Source organism: Pseudomonas sp. Marseille-Q5117 (genome assembly GCF_946901175.1).
GTDB classification, from domain to species: Bacteria; Pseudomonadota; Gammaproteobacteria; order Pseudomonadales; family Pseudomonadaceae; genus Aquipseudomonas; species Aquipseudomonas iranensis.
Genome location: NZ_CAMPPP010000005.1, coordinates 140,748 through 162,899 on the forward strand (window position 1 = coordinate 140,748; position 22,152 = coordinate 162,899).

General features: G+C 56.4%; 12 protein-coding genes and 2 pseudogenes. 4 read left to right on the forward strand and 10 right to left on the reverse strand.

The features are described 5' to 3' along the window. Positions 1-279: 279 nt before the first annotated feature. Positions 280-882: a cysteine hydrolase gene (locus OC605_RS10760; protein WP_071488379.1), complete on the forward strand. Its 603-nt coding sequence runs from the start codon at positions 280-282 to the stop codon at positions 880-882. On the opposite strand, the gene OC605_RS10765 is transcribed toward OC605_RS10760, so the two are convergent. Together OC605_RS10765 and OC605_RS10770 are read right to left on the reverse strand one after the other, a co-directional pair. Then, positions 872-1,465, reverse strand: a complete 594-nt coding sequence (locus tag OC605_RS10765; protein ID WP_262137016.1) for a hypothetical protein — start codon at positions 1,463-1,465, stop codon at positions 872-874. The two genes, OC605_RS10760 and OC605_RS10765, sit on opposite strands and share 11 nt — an antisense overlap. Beyond that, positions 1,465-1,683, reverse strand: a pseudogene (locus OC605_RS10770) (hypothetical protein); the annotation flags it as partial. The pseudogene OC605_RS10770 and the gene OC605_RS10765, both read right to left, overlap by 1 nt. Positions 1,684-2,558: 875 nt before the next feature. Here OC605_RS10770 and OC605_RS10775 point away from each other — a divergent pair. Then, entirely contained in the window at positions 2,559-2,891 is a 333-nt protein-coding gene (locus tag OC605_RS10775) for a hypothetical protein (RefSeq protein ID WP_262137018.1), read from the forward strand. 348 nt (positions 2,892-3,239) lie between these two features. Here OC605_RS10775 and OC605_RS10780 read toward each other — a convergent pair whose 3' ends face one another. The 4 genes from OC605_RS10780 to OC605_RS10795 all read right to left on the reverse strand — a co-directional run bounded on the left by OC605_RS10780 (position 3,240) and on the right by OC605_RS10795 (position 10,825). Next, positions 3,240-5,147, reverse strand: a complete 1,908-nt coding sequence (locus OC605_RS10780; protein ID WP_262137020.1) for a UvrD-helicase domain-containing protein — start codon at positions 5,145-5,147, stop codon at positions 3,240-3,242. Beyond that, entirely contained in the window at positions 5,144-7,465 is a 2,322-nt protein-coding gene (locus OC605_RS10785; RefSeq protein WP_262137021.1) for an ATP-dependent nuclease, read from the reverse strand. Before OC605_RS10785 ends, OC605_RS10780 begins: the two co-directional genes overlap by 4 nt. 460 nt (positions 7,466-7,925) lie before the next feature. Continuing rightward, a complete protein-coding gene (locus OC605_RS10790; RefSeq protein ID WP_262137023.1) occupies positions 7,926-9,695 on the reverse strand; it encodes an alkaline phosphatase family protein in 1,770 nt (589 codons plus the stop codon). A 5-nt stretch (positions 9,696-9,700) separates the two neighbouring features. After that, positions 9,701-10,825 carry a DUF4062 domain-containing protein gene (locus tag OC605_RS10795; RefSeq protein WP_262137025.1) on the reverse strand — a complete coding sequence of 375 codons (1,125 nt, stop codon included), beginning with the start codon at positions 10,823-10,825 and terminating at the stop codon, positions 9,701-9,703. 490 nt (positions 10,826-11,315) lie between these two features. On the opposite strand from OC605_RS10795, the gene OC605_RS10800 reads away from it, so the two are divergent. Beyond that, a complete protein-coding gene (locus tag OC605_RS10800) occupies positions 11,316-12,536 on the forward strand; it encodes a HEAT repeat domain-containing protein (protein WP_262137026.1) in 1,221 nt (406 codons plus the stop codon). A 161-nt stretch (positions 12,537-12,697) separates the two neighbouring features. Here the strand turns inward: OC605_RS10800 and OC605_RS10805 are convergent. Next, positions 12,698-12,820: pseudogene (locus OC605_RS10805) on the reverse strand (DUF4113 domain-containing protein); the annotation flags it as partial. A 981-nt stretch (positions 12,821-13,801) separates the two neighbouring features. Here OC605_RS10805 and OC605_RS10810 point away from each other — a divergent pair. Beyond that, entirely contained in the window at positions 13,802-13,933 is a 132-nt protein-coding gene (locus OC605_RS10810) for a hypothetical protein (RefSeq protein WP_262137028.1), read from the forward strand. A gap of 120 nt (positions 13,934-14,053) precedes the next feature. On the opposite strand, the gene OC605_RS10815 is transcribed toward OC605_RS10810, so the two are convergent. The 3 genes from OC605_RS10815 to OC605_RS10825 are packed head-to-tail and all read right to left on the reverse strand — an operon-like array spanning position 14,054 to position 20,948. Next, a complete protein-coding gene (locus OC605_RS10815; RefSeq protein ID WP_262137030.1) occupies positions 14,054-16,045 on the reverse strand; it encodes a DNA/RNA non-specific endonuclease in 1,992 nt (663 codons plus the stop codon). Between the two features lie 14 nt (positions 16,046-16,059). Further along, positions 16,060-19,122, reverse strand: coding sequence for an ATP-binding protein (locus OC605_RS10820; protein WP_262137031.1), 3,063 nt, complete (start codon positions 19,120-19,122; stop codon positions 16,060-16,062). Then, positions 19,119-20,948, reverse strand: coding sequence for a trypsin-like peptidase domain-containing protein (locus OC605_RS10825; RefSeq protein ID WP_262137032.1), 1,830 nt, complete (start codon positions 20,946-20,948; stop codon positions 19,119-19,121). The genes OC605_RS10820 and OC605_RS10825 overlap by 4 nt, the downstream gene beginning before the upstream one ends. Between the last annotated feature and the right edge of the window lie 1,204 nt (positions 20,949-22,152).

Here is a 22,152-nt window from a genome sequence, read left to right on the forward strand (position 1 = left end):
AAGCGAGTAGACAGTGGGGGCGAGTCCATACATAAGGGCGGAACCCATATCAGCCATCCCCTAAATAACGGATATGTACTCCGACCATAAAGCTCCAGCGCCATACATACAGCTATCGCAGGCAAGCCAGCTCCCACATGAGAGCGATGTACACCCAAGAAAACCTAGTAGCATGATGGGCCGCCTTCGTGAGCAAGTCGAATCGTCGCACCGCCGCTCCCACAGGTCCGGCGTAACACTCAAAGTTGTGTATACCTACCCACTGATCGGAGGTCCACGATGAACCCACACAGCACCGCCCTTGTCCTGATCGAGTTCCAGAACGACTTCACCACACCCGGCGGGGTGTTTCATGATGCGGTCAAAGACGTCATGCGTATTGGCGACATACTGGCCAACACTGCAACCACGGTGCAGCAGGCGCGCAAGCTGGGCGTGAAGATCATCCATTTGCCGATCCAGTTCGCCGAGGGTTACCCGGAGCTGACCACGCGCGACTATGGAATATTGAAGGGTGTGGCTGATGGCAGTGCTTTTCGCACCGGCAGTTGGGGGGCCGAGATCACCGAGGCTGTGGGCCGCGAGGCCGGCGATATCCTGGTGGAGGGCAAGCGTGGGCTGGATGGTTTTGCGACGACGGGGCTGGACCTGGTGCTGCGCAACAACGGCATCCAGAACCTGGTGGTGGCAGGTTTTCTGACCAATTGCTGCGTCGAAGGCACGGTGCGTTCAGGCTACGAGAAGGGCTACAACGTGGTCACCTTGTCCGACTGCACGGCAACCTTCACCAGCGAACAGCAGCAGGCCGCCGAGCAATTCACGCTGCCGATGTTTTCCCAGGTGCTGCAACACACACAGTTCCTGGAAACCCTCAGCCGTTAAGGGTGATTCCCGAATAGACCGGCGCAGGCACCTTGTGCCGGCGCGGTCGCTGTTGCCAGGCAAGTTGCGCTTGCACCCGGGCGACGGCTTCCAGGACTTTGTGCGCCCATTGCTCATCATCCGGACGCACGACAACCACACGGAAACCGTGGTCGTAACCTTCGATTTGCACGCCTTCGGAGTCGTCCACGTGCAGGTCGATATCAAAGGCGGTCGGCAGTTTCGAAGGCGCGTTCGACAACCCGCGTGCAGCCAGCGCATGGCCATGGCGTACACTGTTGACCACGCCATCGACGTGGATGCCGTACAGCAACAGCCAACGGCGGATGTAGGCCGGTGTACGCCCAGAAGAGGTATAGACCCAGATACTGCAATTTTGCCGACGCAACTCGCGGATCAGGGCGCGAGTGCCATTGCGCAACGGCTCACCCAGCCAGCGGTGCACGCATTCCGGCAGCTTGCTGTCTTCAGCGGCGCTGTGGTGCGGCTGGCAGGCCAGGGTGTCATCAATATCAAACGAAATACGCACGCGCTGTTGGTTGAGCACGTTCTTTACGGTGTCGAGCGCTGGATTCCTTCCCATCATTGGCCACCCTGGTACACGGGCGCCGGTGTGTCCCTGAGGAAAAATTGCGCCGGATCAGGGGCGTTATCTTCCAGGAACGCTGCATATTTTTTCTTGATCTTGGGCAATTCGTACAAAGCCTTCACACCATGCTTGGCGGAGTTGCGAATAACCGAGGACGGGTTGAAGTAGCCCTCGGCGTTGTCCAGCGTCAGCACAAACGGTGGCAGCCCCGCATGACCTGGTACAAATCCGAAACAAGAAACAAATCGATTGCACGCAGATGGAAGGCTGCTGCCGACGCATTGCAGCATAAAAATACTGCAACGCAACGCCGAGGCAGGATGAGGACTGTCACAAGAACATTAAATACTGACTTCAGGGCGTACACTGGAAGCTAGCCAAAGCCACACTGGTGTTTATCAGGAATCGCCATTCACGATCGCTAGCACAGCCGATGCCAGTGGGGGCACAAATGGGGGCACAACTCTTTTTTTTCGACCTGAAATAACCGTCCTAGAGCCAAGTCAAAATGTTTTTTGGCGACCCTGAGAGTCTCTAGGCGTCGTCGGGCAGGCTGTTCATCTGATCATTTTTGCCTTTCCACAAACCATGGAGCTCCATTCACTTCCAGTGGATTGCTACATTGGGGGCACATCTGAGGGTATACTTTGGATGGTTTGAAAAGGATGCCCCCAGCTCAAGGTCCAACACTCCCTTCGCGAAAAATCACTCGCTGCTGTTCCCTGCCGCCGTAGAGCGCTATCCGATCACCTCAGTTAATGGCTGAACCTCCGTACAAGAAAAAGTGAGGATAATCGAGTGATCGACAATGATGGTAGCTTGGAGCCATCAATGGATGTGTCCGTAAGCTTGCGCTTGCTATTTACAAAGCCCAGCCGCCAACCCTCATTATCGATACAAGGACATCATGGTGAGTATTCCAAGCCCATCAGATAAAGGTGGGGGTTCCGGATAGCCTTTGAGATCGACCAGTGTCGCCTTCAACATCCACCGATTATTGGATGTGGGTTGCAATCCAAGGCAGTGGCATAATGATTTCAAAATGGTTAAAATCGCCTCCTTTTAGTAGCTCGCAGGATAGCTAGCAATGGATAGCGACGAGGCTTCACAACAGGAAAAAAAATCGAAATCTCCCTATTTCGATCTCAAGGATGCTTATCAAGAAGTGTCTGGAGCGATAGGTGCCAAAGACACTGCTTTGGCTGGAGCCAAGCTTTTCGGCAAGGGGCTATTCAACTCCGTTCTATACGCAGGTACTTCGGCAGTAAAGAAAGTACGTGAAGCAAATGGACTGAAAGAAACATATCAAGACTTGCCGGATGCACAGTTACAGAAACTGCGCGACACAGGCAGGCTCGAAGAGAAAATGGCAGCCAACGCCGTTTTAAAAAACCGCCAAGGAACTGATCAAGAGGTATAGATATGTCGTGTAGTCAATGCGGAGCTGGTAATCACACACTGCGGAATTGCCCTAACGTTAATCGATGCTCTGTATGCAGCAAACCCGGGCATAACGCTCAAACGTGCCCGGATGCCAGACGTTGCAGTATTTGCAGTGGGCGCAGTCATGATGCCCGTAACTGCCCAATGAAAAAATAAAGATAAAGGAGGGATAGTTGCTTTGTGGAGGAGCGAGAAGTAACTCCTTACAAAATAACTTTCCCTCTTCTATTCAGTGACAAACTTGCGACATCTTATGCGAAACCTACCCTAGCCAGAGTAAACCTTAAACCGTCAAGTAACACCTTGGATGTAAGCGTCGCGCACCTTAGGCCCTCCGGATCAGAGCGGCTTCCAAAGCATACTCATCCACGATGTCGCCAGGCTCGAAGATTCCGGTCTCGGCGATTTTTTCTCGAGCATTTTCGATGTCCTGCACGAACATGACGACAGCGAGATCCCTAGTCGCTCGGGAACAACACACGTAGAAAAGCCTTCTGGTGCGATCCATCACGCTATCCTTGCCCTGCAAAAAGTTTTCCATATCAGTATCTGAGGGCTCCACAATGCCGAAGTACTTTTCGTAGGAGAACTGCCTTTGCCCCCTGCCTTCTTCGTCATCTATGAGCACCAAAACTCGTTCAAATTCCGCCCCTTTCACTCCCTGCTGGGTCGCAAACGGTGAAAGGTCTTCGAGGTAGTGACGATAGCCAGCCAATTCACCGGCACCGCAACGTAGGAAAGCCGACACTGCAGGGATCTCCGGATCATCATCGTCGGCTGCGCGGTCTGGGCCCAAGTATTTTTCCCACGCTTCGTCCAACTGCAGCAGACCTGCTGCCTGGGAGTGAACGAGGACGTCCTGCATTAATGCATCGCTCGAAAAAATGAGTCTGGCCAACTCTGTTGTGGATACTTGCAATGCCCGAAGCACCGCTACCGGATCGCCACCGACAAGAGCCGTTGGCTGTAGTAACGGACATTCCGAACGCAGGAAAGTCATGACGTCGAGCTTTCGGTTTTCTGAAACCGCAATTGCCAAGGGTAGCAAGTAACTCAGAAACGGCCGCAGTGGCCATGCGGTGCCGTCCTTGAGACCCTCCTTGATGGACGGTGGTGCTTCGTTGTCATTCAAAGCAGCGTAAAGATTAGGAAAGCCTAGCCTCGTCGCTGCCATCCGATGCACGACCACCAACACCCGGAAGTCAGCGGCAGAGTCATCACTCACCCAATGATCGTCTTCGTTCGCACGCCGCATCCATTCACGAACTTTGTCTAGCTTCACTGAGCGATGGTCATCCGCTCTCAGTAGGAAGAAGCGTGCAGATCCCATGACAGGTTCAGGATTGCCGTCAACCCAGTTCATCCGGCCTCGTGTTTGACACAAACCGTCATCGGGCTCCCGGATAGCATTCACTACTTGGAGCACTCGTTGCGGACACCTGAAGTTTTCGGGCTTGGTGATTTGCTCCCAGCCTGCGGCTGTCTCGATGACTCCAACACCGTCAAGGTAGATTTTTTGCATAGGATCGCCAAAAAATCCAAGGCAGAACTCCACAGGAGTCGTCTCGGCAATCCTTCTAAATGCAGCCACTACTTCCGGACGCGTGTCTTGGCTTTCATCAATGAAGAGGACTGGATACCTGCTGGCGATGACATCACGAAGCAACTGGCTCTGCTCGATTAGCTCGACCGCTGCCGAAATAACGTCGAAGTGCCCGAGTACACCTCGTCCGAAATCGCTTCCCGCGCCGTAGTTAAAATGAGTCAAATGCCTTACGGCCTCAAGGTGACGCTGGTAACGCGCGATATCTTTCACGAGCCGCTCACGAGTTGCTGCCCGAGTCCTAGGCTTGTCGTGATGTTGTTGCGCCTCGGCGATTTTCTCGTGGATCCTTGCGATGACCCAAGCCTTCAAATTTACTTGGAATGGCCTAATTACCGTCCAGAGAAAACTATGAATCGTCGACACGTGGAACAGCGGATCGTTACCTACGTCACCCCAGATTTCCTTGACCGCTACTTCAGTGTAGGTAATGCAAGCGACTCTCTGACCACGCACGTTGAGTTTTAGTCTTCGCGTCTGGCCGAGGTGCGCAAGGGCTTTTACCAGCGACGTCGTCTTCCCAGAACCCGCGCCGGCAACCATGACAAAGCTGCGTTGAGGACGCTGGTCCAAGCACATTCGCAATTCAATATCTGCTTGAGTATCCGGCTGACCGATACGTGCAGTCATACGTCGCCTCCGTTGAGAGGTTCTTCCACCGCAGTTACTGCGGGCGGTGGTGGGGCGACTAGATCCTCCAACCAACGAAGACCGTCCGAAATGTAATTTGGCACCGCCCATGCGGACGGCTCTTGAGCCAGCAGACCGAGAGCGAAATCAGTTTTACGAAAACTTGAGCTTTTGACCTTACGGTAGAGGCGCTCCGCAATACCTTCGATTTCCAGATTGTTGGAACCCTTGATGCGTAGGCCAAGATCCTTGCGGTCCAGGTGCTGCGTCCAGGTTAGATTTTGCAGTGCGAACGCTTCCTCCAACGTCCTACCTGTCCTCACTTGAGTTGCCCCGCTCCACACCACCTCTACAGGTGTCTGGTAGGCAACGCGCACGAGGGCGCCGCCTTCTTCATCTCGGAGTTGAGTGCGCTGTTCGGCAGTCGCAGCCAGCAGATCGTCAATCGTGGTGTGCCCCGGCAGCCACTTGATCAACATCTGGTTTGAAGTAAGAGCTCCTGCTTCATGAACCATGCACGCCTTGCGCCCTGTACGTCTCGCTTCGGCCTCTTCAGCTTCCTCATTGTCGTCAGGCTCTGCATCCGCTGGATCCTCATCAACCGGTACCTCGCCGTTTGCGGGTAAAGCGCCCCCTGTGGACGGCGAAACACTGTCAATGTCGGTCACGATCAGAGAAGTGAGCCCTAAGAAATCAATGAGGCCTTTGAATCGATGGCCGAACGCGCCACCCACTTCTAAAACGCTCAAATAGTTCGACTGAAGTCGAGGTGCAGCTTTAGCAATCATTTGCGGCATCAGTAGCCGCTCGACGTTCCCTTCAACCAAAATGGCCGCATCAGCGAAGAACAGGTCGCAGTGAGTTAGCCTAAGGTATCGCTCAAGGAAATCCCTAGTACGGTCATTTGGGTCGTTAGGATCTACGGTAGCCTCATAAAAAGCTGTCATGCTGAGCACTTGAGATTGCTGTATGCCGGCATCCGCTACTCGCCGAAAATACCGAATAGGTTTAAAGCCTCGCTCGTAAAGGACGTGAGGCGAGTGCGTCGAGACTACAAGCTGACTTGTGCAATATGGGGCGTCTTCTTCGGGCACGGCAAGGATGTCTAACACCTTCCGAATGAATACCTGCTGCAACTGAGCATGGAGATGCGCCTCCGGTTCCTCTATGAAGATCAGGTGGAGTGGTGGGCGGTTTTCCTCAATGTCCAACCATCGACCATGAACATCGAGCAGTTCAACAACCATATAAATCAGGTTCTTGAAACCGAGGCCGTTGTACCTATCAGGCAAGGTTGCAGTGACCTCTGCTGCTCCGAGAGCGCCGAGCGCGTAGTGAACACGTGCCCCTTCATGGCTACTCAGAATGGTCGCAGGGTTCAATGCAGTCTTGATCAGCAGCCGAGGATTATTGACCCCGGGATAGCCCAGATCTGCCAAACGCTCCAAAGTCGGACCGAAGACACGCTCCAGGTGGTCATTCAGCAGACTCTCGGACTGGTATAGTGCGCGCTGAGCGTCATAATCCTCCCCGCGCTTTTCAAGGTTCCGTTCATAGAAACGACTCAAACAACGGGAGAGATCTTCGGATCGAGATCCAGCATTGGAGTCGGACAAGTGACGCTGGGCATGCAAACAGTCGACCTTTACCAGACTACCCAGAACATCCCTGCCGCTACGCCCCTTATCAGGAAGCAGGCGTAGAGGCACGTAACCATCAAGCTGTTTAAAACCAGCATCAAATCCGGCGCTATCGAGTATGTAGTAGCGCAATTCGAAATCACGCCTTAGCCTGTCACCTACGGTGTCTGCAATGAAGTCACAAAGGTCACGCGGTCGCGGGTTGTACCCGTCTTGCGAAACGGCTGGTGCCACGCCTTCCCCTGCTGGCTGCAACTGAGCACGCCGCGCGCCGGCCCGTGCTTCTTGGAAACTGCTTCTCAGGAGGCCGGCATCTGCTGCGGCGAGTTCCACTCGAATACCAACCCGGGCACCTTGCCACTCTAGGCTAGGTAACAGATCTACAACTCGATGCAGATCGGCTGGCGTGACGCGAAACCAGATGTCGAGGGAGATGGTTGGCAGTTCGACTCCGGCCGCCCCTTCTCCGAAAGCGTTGATGGAATCCCAGCATTCTGAGCTGAAATCATGGAGGGTAAATCGATCCTTCGAAGCTGAGGTAAAAAGCTGCAAAGCGTGCGCCGCAGATGTTTTACCGCTGTTGTTGGCCCCAACAAATATTGAAATATCGGACGCCAAATCAATGCGAGTATCCTTCAGACGACGGAAATTACGCACCCAAACGGTCTCAATATGCATATCACTCCGCTCCCTGAAGATACTTTTTTAACAATGAATGAGTCGCTTCCTTGTTTTTAGACGCACCAGGTAATTTAGTTGGGCGCACAGGCCCCCAATGTCCGCTTCTGGCCGATTCTGTTGAAAATGTCGGCCATGGTTTGCTCCGCAGAAAAGTGCGCGTCTGAGATTGAAATCTTTACTTTAGGCAGAGGCTTCCGGACTCAGATTTCACGTAGCAGCGTGCAAAAAAGGCGTTTACACCAGTCAATGATCAGGCAGTTTGGGCGGACCGACTTTTTCAACAGAATCGGCCGAAACCTGCGGTTATCAGCACGCAACGACAGCGTCTTATCACCTATGAACCCAAGTCGAAAACTATTAAGGCGTGCACTAGAAAACTGAAATGGCCAATCTAGAAAACTGCGACAGACATCCAGAGCGCCCCGACCACTTCAAACCATCAGCCCCGCTGCGCCCTTCACAACTGAACCGGCTGCACCGCCTGCAAATGATTCGAAAATCCCGAGTCAGTCTCACACCGCCACGTCGCCCACAACTTACACCCCTTCCCTTCCCCCACATCCAACTCGAACGCCAGCCAGTTCCTGGCGGGCATCATGTAACGGTTAGATCCCGGAAAAAGCATCATCTCAACGCAATGCTGTACATCAATCGACTGAACGTTACTGGCGGTCTGGTTCAACAGCTGAAGGAAAAGCCATTCCGATACCCCTATCAGCGAAGGATGAACCACACCGGAAGAGGTGAACTGTTGAACCTGCGCCCAGTTGGAGGTCGGAGGAATATCCCGGCGATAGCAACTCCCCCAAGCCGCCACATGCACATCCCCAGAGGCAATCGACACGCGTAGCAGCTTTTTCTCAGCAACGCGTGTTAGCGTCTCCAGAAGCCGCTTACGCTCCCCCTCGTGATCTCCGTGTGACCAATGATCCTTCAAATCATCGGCATTGCTGTCGAGCACGTGATCCTGGCCAAACGTATCAAGCAACCCCTCAGCCAACGACAACTTAGGATGTGCCACAGGCACAGATGACATGAAAATCAAATGCTGACACTTGCTACCAGGATGAGCCGGCTTGCCATCGCGAAGCGTGTCGAGCCAGTCCTGCATCGCCTTCCAGCTTTTCTCACCAAGCACCTGAGTGCGAGAGCGCTCAGTACGTAAATCCCCCACATACAAGGACACTGGTCCTATGTGATGAGCAAAACTGAACCCCGGCTGATTATCGAGAAACGGCAACGCCAATGGATCGCCCGCTAGCTCCACACTCCACTCGATCCGCTCAAACTGCGGATCCTGTTTTGAAATATTCACCCGCTGTTGCTGCGCCAACAAAGGCGGCAAATCCTCAAGCGCGTGCTGAAGCTGAAAGACCCAAAACGCCTGGCGAGCACAACGCAACAACACTTGGAACACCGAGCAGTGCTGCATCTCAGGACTGTAGGAACCCCAACCATCGAAGATGTCATGGTCATCCCACATCATCACCGTTGGTATACGCGACATGGCATCGGCCGCATCCAGGTTCGGCAAACCCTTGCCCCAGTCGCGACGCGTGTCAGGTAACCAGCGCTTGGCATAGAGATCGAAATAATACGACTCAATCTCCTGCTCCAGTGCAGCATTCATCTTGAATTTCAACTGGTCCTTACGCGACAACCCGACCCATTGCTTGAGAGGTTTGACATCCTCCCAAATCGAGTCGAAGTAAATCTGATCCCCACCCATTAGCAGCAAGTGGAAGCGCTTCAGATGTTTGTCATGGATTCGGCTTTCGTGCCAAAGCTGTTCTTTGTCCAGCTCGAAACTATTGGGACGCAGTTCACTGTCATGATTTTCGATTAGATCTGCCCAAACAGCATTTTGAGGTTTGGCCAACTTGCGCATTGCAGCAGGGTCCGAAAAGCCATTGCAGGAGACATACGCCATCCTTGGCGCATAGTCTTTCCCGGGCACCGAGAACTTCCATCTAAAGTTTTCCCCCACCAAACCAAACTCTACGACCCGCTCCTCCTTCTGGAGGGCGCAGCTTAGGTCATAACGAAGGATGGTTTCCTTAGGCCCCGCCAACAGAACCACAGGGACTGGGCACGCTTTTCCTTCGATAGAGAGTTTGGGTACAGGCGAACCGGTGGTGATGCCGATCAACGCAGTGACCCTCCATTTCCCTGCACTGATTCCTCGAAACGAAAGCACGGGCCCCACGGTGAAAAGCGACTTGGCCATTCTTGTTATCTCCCCTGATATTCAGCAGCGGTCACCCTGACGATCTTGGCGCGCGAAGCGGCCCTTTTCGCCAAGATGTCAGCCTCGCCGGTTTGACCCAGCCACTCCATGAATCGTTGTAGGGCATGGCGGGTTTGTGATTCATCACGACAATATGCCAGGAACGCAAACTGTACTTTCTGTACATCGTCTGCGACGAAAATGCCGAAAGAACCACTGACCACCGTCGCATCGGCGAAGCCTAGCAACGCGGTGGCCTGCGTTTCAGTAGCACCTCGATGACAGGCAATCAGATGCAATGGCCCAACCGCAGTTTTCAAAGCATCTGCATAAAGGTGATCACGTAAAAAGGGTTTGCCAACAAGCTCGCGCGCAGCAGCAACACTGAATGCGGCCGGGATGGCGTGGACCAGAACCGCGACTTTCGCGCCGGCAATGGGAACAACGACGGCAGTCTCACTAGAAGGTGCATCTGTCCCGGTAAGCGCTCTCAACAGAACGGCTTCCATTGCTCGTTTGCGCTGACGGAAATCGAGACGGGTCCAGTCGAGCGCCTGCCCCATGTCAAAACGTGTAGAGGCTGCTGCCGTAACACCTCGCTGGGCTAGCACAACCAACGCGTCAAGAAGCGCTTCATGCACCCGGGTGCGCAATTGCTCGACAGTGGAAACAGTACCGCCTCGAAAAGGTGTCTGCAGCGAGACAAAATCCTGGAACAGTTTATTGCGTGCAGTCTCTGCTTCCTGCCCTTCAGCCACCGGAATATTCGGCATAGCAATCAGGCGCACCTTGCCGCGGGTGGTGGCCAGGCCTTCCATGTATTCAGCATGGCAAATGCCAATGTCGCCAGCACGATTGGCCCAACCTGCATTGCCATTGGATAACACAAGCATTACATCGCAATCACGAACAGCCTGTAGACATGTATCCCAGCTATCGTCCATAGCATCGGCGGGGGGAGCGTCTTCATTGATCCAGACTTCAAACAACTGCCTGCCGAACAGCTTTGTACCTTCAATCTCGCGCTTGAGCTGCTCTCGAATTGAGCTAAGGGTGTGATCGCTATCAATGGGGAAACGGTCGTTGCAACGACTTGAAAGCATGACCTTGATTTTTTTGGACTGGGCCATCCTTGCTCCTAAACCTCAACCAGAGGCTCTAACAGCTCTGTGATCAAAGGTGATCCTTGCGCGACAAAGCTGAGCCGCGCGTGCAGTCCTCCTAGAACAGCACAGAAGTAGCAAAATGCAATTATTTGGACATCGCGTTACCAGCGCCACCCTCTGTATTTGTAACGAAACGAGCCAAAAGTACCCATCTAGACGCTTTGCGTTCCAATTGTGTAAGGGACAGCCTCGCGGTGGCAGCAAAAAAATAAATTGAAAACCTGCAGCCTTTTCAAGAAGAAAGTAGTAACAAACACCTTTTCTAGCATCGACCAATTTGCTGGAAAAATGTTATACAAATGTAAATCTTCTGTACAACAGCCCAATTCTGCCATTACTGGACAAGTATCTAGGTGCCGACTAGCGTTGACCCAACCACCACTTTAAGCACATGCACTCATTGGGTTGTTGAGTCTAGTGGTCGCTCATTTGCAATCAGCATCCCGGAGTAGCCATGAACGACAAGTTAGAGCCCGATAAACGGTCAGTCGAGACAGGCCCTATTTTTTACTCAGCCCTAGTTATGGGGTTGATTATGATCGGGATAGGCACTTTTTTTGAAGCAATGCACCTTGGTAACTTTACGTTGAAAATTTTCATGTTCTGTACGGGGCTAGGAATAATTCTTGGTGCTTTTGGCTCTAAGGCAAGCGTCACCCTACCGGGCCAATCAATGACGATCATTGGGTGTGCGGCACTTGCAGTCGGCATATTTTTTATAATTTTGGACCGCATGGACGGGCGTTACCTACGTATAAAAATAGAGGGGGACACTAGAGAGGCTACGATGATTTTCGAGGGCGACAACGATTTTTTTGGGTCCCGATTAAAAACCAGTTATGACTTTGTAGTTTTCGACAAGGACATTGTTCGAAAAAAGTTGGCTCTCATCGTCAACATTGGTGATAGAGAACAAATATTTAGCTGCATTGATGCTGCGTTGTTAAGTCCACATCTAGGATCAGGAGATACTCTTCAATGGGTTTACAACTCCCAGGATGCAAGCCTAAGCGACGTGACGAATAAAGTAATTGCCAAGGTTGGCCCATGTCCCAGTGGGACCAGTACGGGCGCTGTCGTTGACATAATGCCTGCTATTGATGGTTCGTCTTGGTCGCTATTGCAAACGGCTTATGCGGATGAGGAAACTCCAACGGTTGATGAATTAATCAATAATTTGAACTCCGACAGCACTTATGTGAGACGCGATGCTCGCTCTGAGCTCGGAAAAAAAGGAATGCCCGCTGCAAGACCCCTGTTGACGAAAGTACAGAGCACTGACAGTACCTATCGAACAAAGCTTGGTGCGCTTGTCTCCCTCAATGAAATTGCTCAATCAAATGCCGGCCAAAGCGGAGCACTGAAAGCAGTTGTTGAAGAAGACGATTTGAAGGCTCTGACTAAAGCGTCCGCAAGTGACGACGGTACCGTACGATCCTACGCAACCAATGTCCTAGTCAACTTAAAGGATCCGCGTGCCATTCCTTTGGTCATTCAACAGTTTCCAGAATCAAGCGAAGACGGCCAACGTAACCTGCTAGTGGTCCTTAGTCAGACGGTTCCCCTTGCCGATGAGAAACAGAAACAATCCGCGGCTGAAATTGCTACATCGATAGAACCAAAAGATGAGGCTACGTCGGTGCTGATTAAATCTATCCAGGCTGCGGCCGAGTGAACCCTTAATCGGAGTTTCCGTTAGAATGTATCGGTACCATTAGCGACCTCTCATCATGGTGCAGGCGCAACGGCAAAATAGGTTGCGGCATGGCACAGGCTCTTTGCAAGCTTGAGGCGTACCTCCTCACGCCAGCAAAGAGCCTTTTCTTACCGGATTTCCTATATCCGGCCTACCGTCCACAGTTGATCCAGCCGCGTCGTATAACGACGGCTCATCATCTCACGCCGCATCGCCCAATCAGGATTGCTCGACACGCTTGCCGCAAGTAGCGTTCCCTTCCCCACCGCTCATCTTATCCAACACAGCCATTACAATGGTCGCCTCTGGTAGGCACCAGTTGAGCAACTGTGCGCGCGAGTCAAATCTAGTCGGGGACGACCGATAGCGGCACTGTGCCAGCATCACCACAAGTTAGCGTGATTGAGGGGAGTGGTAAACAAGATCGGAGACAATTTTTGGTGCAAATCGTCGGAGGCTGCGTAATGGCTGTATAAATATCCAATTGTTCGTAGGTCAATCAGCGTCGGACTGAAAGATACGCAGCACTGTAGACAGCTCCATTCGACACCGCTGGTCATTCCCGACTGAGAGGTAAGCAGTGTGAGCCCCCTACCCCCTACTTATGAACTACTGAAAGCCAACTGAATTCATCTGGACTCTGCCGGAAATCGCCACTCGCGAACCTGATGTACTGGGGGCGAAATTGGGGGCGCATTTGAATTTCTTCTTCCTGAAAACACCGTCCTAGAGCCCAGTCAAAATGTTCTTCGGGGCCCCGATAGCTTGTAACTGACTTCCACCTAGATCCAAACTCGATCGCACCCAGGAGCGCCTCCTCGGACTTCACGGTGAAGAACGCCGGCTACATCAGCATCAGTAACACCACCTACGCCCACAGTGTATGGGACGCCGTTTTCCAGGATTATGCCAAGATCGAGATGGACAGCACAGCGACCTATACCCTGACGGCAGTTCACGCCGTTAGCGGACATGAAGGACTGGGCCCTGTGCGACGTACAGAACGGCACGCCGGACCTGCGCGAGCGCTTCGTCGTCGGTACCAGCAACAGCACAGCCTACAAGGCGGGCCAGACAGGCGATGGCACACTCCCTCCAAGCGTCGATCAGTTGCCACCGCATGAACACAGCGCTGAGTCAGACACGACTGGCGGCATCATCATGTCACCGCATTCAATCATCGCGGTTTCGTCACCAATGGCGGTGGTTGGCAAGGCCTCACGAACAACGAGGGGAAGGATACGATGTGGAACCGCTGGACCAACACGGCCGGCAACCTCAAGCATTCGATCAAGGTTGACACAACCGGCAAAGCCGCACCGGTCAATGTCGTACCGCGTTACTACGCCAAGCACCACATCATGCGCATTGAGTGAGATGACGTACTGCGACCTTACCCCGTGGATGACGCTTCGAAGGCGCTAACCTTCGGCGCGGCCTCTGAATCGCGCAACCAAGCGCAGGAGTCGCCGCTGTTCCTCAGGCCTGGACTCGCACTAAAGAACGATCTGCTCCAACCCGGTAATCGGCAGGAACAGCGGCTCACCATCGGCTAGAGCCTCCTGCGCTGCAGTGACGCGGGTCAGTGCATCGCTGGCCGCGTAGTCCCTGAAGTCATAGCTGGTCGCCTCCGCCAGGTCCGCGATGGCTACCTGGAAGGTGCGGTACGCCCCCAACTGGAAACCTTCCAGCGTTTCACGACGCGAGCGACTCTCCACCAACTTACGCAGCAACTGCCCCTGGCTCAGCACGTACGCCGTGGCATGCAAGGCATCGCCCGAAGCGTCCAGGGTCACCACCAGCTTCCAGAACTCGACCGGCGCGACGGCACCATCTATGACCAGTTCGGACTCTTCGCTGTCAACGTCGCGCAGGATCGGTCCGGTGAATACGCACGCCTTGAAACCATGGGTGCGGGTGCTGTCGAGAATATAGTTCTCCAGGCCCTGCCAGAGCGCCTTGCCGCGGTTCAGGGTCGAATGCTGGGCGGAAGCGTTGACATAGTGGAAGGTGTCGAAGTTGGCCTGTTCGGCCTCTTGCGCGGTCCCCCAATTCGGGTCTTCGCGGCGTACCATATGCCCGCGATCAATTTCCGGATCCTTGAAGTTGGACTCACCCAACTGGATCGACGCCGGAATTCGCTCGTCGACGAACCAGCGGTCGGTGCCGCGCTTGATCCGCACGGCAGCCTGTCCGTCGATATTGACTGCGGTAATCAACGGCAACTTCAGTTCTTTCGAATACTTCACGCCGAAGTGGGTATAGCGCAGTTCATCGGGTTCGACGGGCGCATCGCTTGGCGTGGCCAGGGTGCCCGCGAGTTCAGGGGGAAGACCGGGCCAGGGCGTTTTCAGGACCTGTGCAGTGTGGGTGGCCTTCAGGAATTCGCGGTCAAAGCCCTGTCGGCCTGAGAACCACGCCGCTCCATGCCGGCCGTCCTTGGCCTCCTCGCCAACACCGGCCAGTCGTGACGACACGGGAAGCTCGCCCTTGATCAACTGGCTGAGGGTCAGCGCCGGCACGGCGACGTTGGCCTTCAGGGGAGAGCCCTGGAAATGAAGTCCGACGACCTTGCCGTCACTCAGGCGGATCACCGGCGAACCGGAGTTGCCGCCCAAGCTGGTGCAATCGTACGTCAGGTACTGACCGTTGTCGGCAGCCTGCAGGACCCGGCCCGGCGCGAAGCGTTTGACATCGTAGAAATCGCGGAAGTACTTCGCCTGGGCGTCGGCATCGTTTCGCGAGTCATAGGCGGGATAGCCGATCAGGGCAACTAGATCGCCCCTACCCGGCAATTCCTTGTCGCCGATCAGTTCCATCGGCGTCGGCAACTCGAAGCCTGCGGTTTCGATCAGTAGCAAGGCCACGTCGGCACCAGCATCGTCGGCCAGGTATTTCACCCTGGTCAGTTCGGCGGTACGAACGGTATCGCCCGGTTTGCTATGCAACTCTTCGCGAAAGTCGATGACGGCACCGTAGCGCGCCCCAGCATGAGAACGGCCGAACACCGCACTGCCATCAGCCTTGCGGGTCGCCACGATATTCGCCACATGACGGTTGGTGACTACCAGCGCCCCCTTGCCGGCGTGCTGCACCACCCAGCCTGTTCCGGCCCACTCCATCTGGTGGTTGCGAAACTCAATGCGACCGACGGAAGGAATCCACTTCTGCGACTTGAGGATCAGCCCCTGGGTCTCCGGCGGAAAGTCCGGCAGCGGCTCCATCACCACTTGGTCGTTATCGATCAACAAGGGAGGACGGCCGGTCAGTTGGACGATCGCCTCAAAGCCAGACAAGGTGCTGTCGTTGAGCATGGACTCAAGGCCGGAGCCATTTTTGAGCGCTTCAATAGACGCGACGGACAACGCGGTCAGTGCCGATACCGGCAGACGGTGCTTTAACAGTGCGTCCTGCACCGCCTTTTCCATTTCCGGCGTCAACCGCCGCTTCAGACCGCTGATACGCTCTTCTCTGGATAGGCCTGCCATCTCGATTCCCCTGTTTACAGTTCAGCGTTCATGATCAATAAAGCCACCGCTGGTGCGAATACGGCGGGAACTCCGCGGATCAGCAGTTGGCGGGTAAGGCTGCGCGGGACATCGAGTTTCGATAGTCCGTTCGGCGTCGTGTGAGCGACATGTTTCAGACGTCGGCGCAGGGTTGAGCGCAGCTCTCCATCGGCTACGGCCTCGCCCCACACCTGCAACTGCCACTGCGCCTGCTGCACGCCATTCGACGCCATCAACAACGTGCTCAGTCGGTTCTCGCTGGTCTGGTCGAGAGGTGGCTGCTGCGCCCAGCGCCCCAGGCGTCGACCAATCGACCAGTTGCCGGCCATGGTTCTACGCCAGCGCTCGGCGCTACGGCCGATCCGCGACAGGTCCTGGTTGCCCTCGATGAAGGCACAGGACTGCGCCCAATCGGCGAACAGCCCGAGATCGCTCAGTACCGTCAGCGGGTCCTCCCGAGACAGTCGCATCGGCAGCGAACGCTCAGTCCCGAACAACCCGCCCGCCGCCACAACGGCACCGAGGAAGCGCTCGACCGACGCGTTCAGGGCACGGTTCTCCGGTAGCAGCAGCAAGTGGCGGACAACGTTCGTGTAGGGTGTGAACATCGCCAGCAACCGTCCGGGTTCGACATCTTGTTGAGCCTGAGCGCTTGCCCTGTAATGGGCCAGTTGACGACGACCGGCTTCGAGAACGTGCCAAGCCTCGTTGCCTGTTTCGCCGAGCCAGAGGTCATGCGCCGCCTCGACAAAATCCCTATCACCGTCACGGACCAGAGGGAAGCGGTACGGCTCCGGCAAGCTGCCGAGCAACAACCCCAACGCGCCGTAGCGAGCACAATCGTCGCTGGCGTTGCCCGCCGTACGCTCCAGGCGATCTATCTGCGGACGCCATGCCCACCACTGGCGGCGCAGTCGGTCAGGACTGAACTCGGCACGCATTTCCAGGCGAACCAACGCCACCTTTTCGGGCAGCCCGGCCAGGTCATCGTCGCTGTCGTTGAAGCGATCACGCTCGCGCAACCAGCGCCGCGCCTCGGCCCACTGCCCGGAACGCCAGAGCAGCATGCGTACGGCATCCGCCGCTGTCGAGTGCATGCGAAGCCTGCGCCCGTCAATGATGCTACGCACCAGATAGCCGGCCTCGACCCAGTCCTGGCGCCCGAGCACCGTCAGGCACTCATTCACGATCGACGCGTCCTGCGCCGCATTGTTGCGTGCCCAGTCGCCACGCAGTTCGCTGCTGCGTTCGCCACGCAGGCTGCGCAAGTGATCCGCGACCCTGACGGGCAGTTCCTCTAGCGTCTCGTTATCGAACTGCGCGGCGTCCTGGCTAGTCAGGTCCGGCAACTCGACACCCCGGCGACTCAATTGCAAGCGGTGATACAGCGACTCCAGGCGAGCCCACCATGGCTCCAGGCTGGCGAACCAGCGCATGGCCGCCCTGTCCACCCGCGCCGCCGTTGCCGCATCGCCGCTGTACAACAATGGCAGAAGCAAGGCGCGCATATCGCTGCGGTGCTTGAGATACCCCGGGGCATCGGGATCGGCCTCGACCAGCCAGTGATGGCTCGCCAACTGGGTGCGTAGTTCCTCGGCCCGCTCGACGCTCAAGGGCGCCAGGCCGAGGACCGGCCCCAGCACCTGGCGAATCACCTCGGTATTGATACGCCGGACGATCAAGCCCGGATGAGCCAGCGTCTTCAGCAACGGATCGTCGATCCGCGACAGCAGCAGGCGGTAGAGAAAAGCCGAACTGACCTCCTTGCTGCGCTGCCCCTTCGGCAAGGGCGCGCCGTTCTTGGCGAGTTCCGCGCCCAGACGCAGCTTGAGCGGATTACCCTGGGCCAGTTCGAGCAGGTCACGGTGATATCGCGCTGGCGCGCCAAGCCTGTTCAGCAGATCAATAGCTGCGGGGTCCTCCAGTCCACCCAAGTCGATCCGCTCGATATGCCGTGCCGGCTGCTTCAGGCGGCGTCTAGAGCGCACGCTCAGGCTGTCGAGCGCATCACCACGTCCGGCGGCCAGCACACGGATGGGGACTACACCCACCTCGACCAGGCGATCGAGCCATTGCAGCAATTGGCCTGGCTGGCTTTCGCCGCGGCCGCGCAGCACTTCGAGGGTATCGAGCACCACCAGCAACAGCCGCCCCGAACGTTCCACGGCGCGTCCCAGGCTGCTTGCCAGCGCCTCTGGCAACCTCTGCCGTGAACCCCGCGTGTCCTTCACCCGCTTGTCGACAAACCCCGCCGCGACCCGGGCCTCCAGCAGTTCCATGAGGCTGCCCTCCAGTTGTTCCGCCAATTGCCGCGCGGCTTCCATGGTCAGCCCTAGCTGATCCTGCACATCGAGGCCGGCACGGTCGAAATCCAGGCGCAGGATCAAGGGCTGATCCACCTCGGTAATACGCCGGACCGCCTCCCCCAACAGGGTCGACTTGCCGATACCTGGCACACCGCTAAGGAACAAGCAGCCCACCGGCGAGGACATGTCCGGTTTTTCCAGCCATTCGGAGATCCGCGCCCATTCTGATTCGCGACCGAAAAAGCCGCGTTCGGCCAGTCGCGCCATTTTTTCCGCACGGTGGAACCGGGCCAGGGCCGCGCGGGCACGGGGCAAAAGGTCGTAACTCGGCGCGGACTCGCCGGCCCGATCGAGCGCCAGAATGATGCGCTCCAGTTCGGCCCGTCCGGAGGCTTCGTCCAGGTTTCGGCTAATATGTGCGCGGCTCAACGGCGCCTCGTCGACCAGCACCGCGAGCAAGTCACGGGTAGCCGCATCGGGATTGAGACGTAACCGCCTTGCCACCTCGGTGTCGAGCCGATTCTGCTCCTTGAGGGCGGCCAGCACGCTGTGGCGCACCGAGGTACGAAGCAACCACAGGTTCTCGGCATCGGCCGGACGGACATCGCACAAGTCGGCCAGGCGGGTGGCTACCATTGCCAGATCGATGGTGTCGGGCGCCACGCTCAAGGCGGACAGCGCCTGACCTGGCTCGAACGGACCGGACAGCGCGGCAAATAGCGTAGCGTCTCCGATTTTCCGGTCGTTCATACCGTCACCTTCTTCTTGCACAACTTCTGCAGGTTTTTTTGCAGCCGCTCGGCGACCGTGCTGCGCACCCTACTGTCGTAGCGACCATTGACGCGAGCCAGATCGTCCAAGGCTTCCTCGGTCCACTCATCGACCCGCTCCGGGCTGACCGGGCGTTTCAAGTCGTCGGACGCGGTTCTGATGAAGCGACGCACATCCTCTTCCTCGAGATCGCCCAGATATTCGACCATCAGTCCCGGAGGGCCCGAGTCGAAGGCATCGCCGGGGTCATTGAAGCGCGCGCAAGGCATCTGCACGAGTTCAAAGCCGGCCAGGGCGATGCGCAAATTGTCCAGCTTCAGCGCCTGCTCGACGAAAGCGCTCAGCGCCCAGCGCGGTTCATCGCCGAATGCGGCGGCTGGATGATCGAAAAACACCCAAAGCCGGACACCCTGCGCATGGGCCTGCTCGTTGAGCGAGAGGGCGATGCGCCGGGCACGGTCGGCGATCCTCGCTTCCGGCTCGGTCTGGTCGAGGCCCGCCCCAGCCATGTCCTGCAGGACCGCCACTGGCAGATCGACCTCGCCCGCGCGGCGGGCGATCTCCTGTGGCAGGTCATGGACGATGGTGTCGAAGCTGACCCGCATCAGGCGGGTGTTAGGGCTGCGCGCTACCAGTCGGGCAAGTATCTGGTACGAAAACGGCAAGCCGGCCACATCGTTGCCCGGGTCGAGCCGCCAGACCCAGAGTCCGCGGGCACGTGCAGGGCCACTCATGGCCGCTTGGTAACCGATGAAGAATTTATCGCGGGCAACGATCAGTTCGCTGTCTGGGGAGCCATCGAGCGACCACAGCAGCGGCGGGACTTCGTCGTCGTTGATGGCCTGACGTATCTGATCGTAGAAGCGGACCAGGGGTACCAGCCGGCCGAAGTCCTGCCAGCGCCCTTGATGAATACCCACCAAGGAAAAGCTGTTGTCGAAATAACCGCCCCCCGAGGACCCCGGACGATTGTCGGTGACGGTGGAACACCAGCGGGCAGTGAGTTGCTGCAAGCGCTGCATCCTGGCGAACTCCACGCCACACCACGCGCCTGCGGGGTAACTGACCAACACGGTGCTCGCCTGATCGGCGAAGTAGCCAGGCCGGGAGGCCAGCGCCGCATAACCCAGATGGATGCCGGCAGGCTTGTACAGATGCAACAGCGCTATGTCGTGGCGGTCCAGGGCTTCATGGTCGTTGTTCGGCACGCGCCCACCGTGAGGTGGCCACTCGACGTCAGCGCAGGGCGACGAGACCGCTAGCTTGACGACTCCGATTCTGCGACCGTCGGCCAGCACGACATGGATGTCCGGCAGCTCCTCGGGCTCGACCTCCGGTCCGCCCGTAGCGATGACATGCCACGCCGTCAATACCGAGTTAGGGCCGACCAGAATGCCCGAGCCCTTGGCTTCCCCCGCGACCTGAATCACACAGCGGAACGCTTCCTGCCGCGACATGAAGTCTCTCAGTTGCTTATCGTCGAAAGTGCCCAGGTTACCGCTTGCTTCGGCTGCGGGCAGAGGGCTGGGTTGGAGCAGCAGATTGCGTGTACGCATGCCGTAGATGAAAGTTTCCAGGCAACCATACGCCTTGAGCTTTTCCAGCCAGTGACTGGCGCGCTCCCGCATTTGGGTCTGGGCTTCTATATTCAGGCCAATGGCGCTGGGGAGTTCCTGTTCCCGACCGACCCGCAGTTGAGTGAACACCTCGACCGCATGGGAGAAACCCTGCGGTTCGCGAAGCACGCTCACTATCTCATCGTCGGTAGGCATCGTCTGTACGACGACATCACCTGTATCAGGCATCTAACGCCAAGCCTCCTGCTTTACGGCCGTTATCGCGACAGTGCGGAGCGCGACGTTCGCCGCAATCCACAAAGTGTTTCCCCATTAATAGAGCATCAGCGAAGCCCGGTGATCGTGGGCCCCATAGATGAAGCCACAAGCTAATAGCATAATGCAATTAAACGCACGCTAAATACCGCCAGCCATTGGCCTGCACACAAAGTGTTCAGGCCCTGAGCTGCCCAGACTCAAACTCAGCCTCGACTACGGCGTCCGGATTCGTATCGACAACTAGGTAGGCCGGGTAACCGGGGCCGGACGGCATCGAGTTGCTGTTCAGCGCCTGACCACCGACGGCGAAATGCTTGCCGGATGGTTCCGCGAGACGGTGGGCGTGGATAATGCGGGGCGAGTGATCAGCTACGCCTCCTTGACTCTGAAGTTCTGCATTGGCCTTGCGTGGACAGATGAGACCCTCAGAGACCCGCATACCGTTAGCAGCTACAAATGATGGTGGCTGCCAGCAACTCCGGCACAAATGCCTGGCGCGCGGTCATCACGGGGGTTAACCCAACGACAGACTGAGAAGCTCTGATGACCAAAAACCTCTGTCCCTGCAAGCCCGAGTTTTCGGACAATGGCTACTGTTTGGCCTGCGACGGTACCAAAATCAAGAATGCTAACAGAGAGAAAACGCTGAATAGCAATCTGCTCCGGCGCATTCCTAGCTGGGAGGAATACTTGAGCTTTGATGGCGCCCATTGCCACCAGCTATGGGCGAAGCTTGATGATCATTGGCGATGCCCGTGCTGCGAACGGACACGATACCAATTGCTACGTTGGACGATGCTTCACCCGAACAAACCGCATAGGCGAGAAGGGTGGGCTGTAGGTCTCCATACTCACCATGACCATGGAACCGACCTTTACGTACGAAAAACGCTTCTTGGAGAACCTCATCGGATCACCACATTTGCTCCCGCTATCATCTGCGAGCAATGCAACAGTGCTGACGGCGCGGTTAAGAGACGCCTAGGCCTTCCACCTTCCTTTACATTTGCGCCACTTGAGATCCGTCAGTTCGTGTGGCCAACGCCTCACGGCAAGCACATCATTCATTACGAGCGAGCCCAAATGATCTACCACCATGTTACGACTCGAGCACCGTTGTTTTTTGGCTGACAGGTTCAACTGAAGGGGATCCAATCAGCAGTCAAGCCAGCCC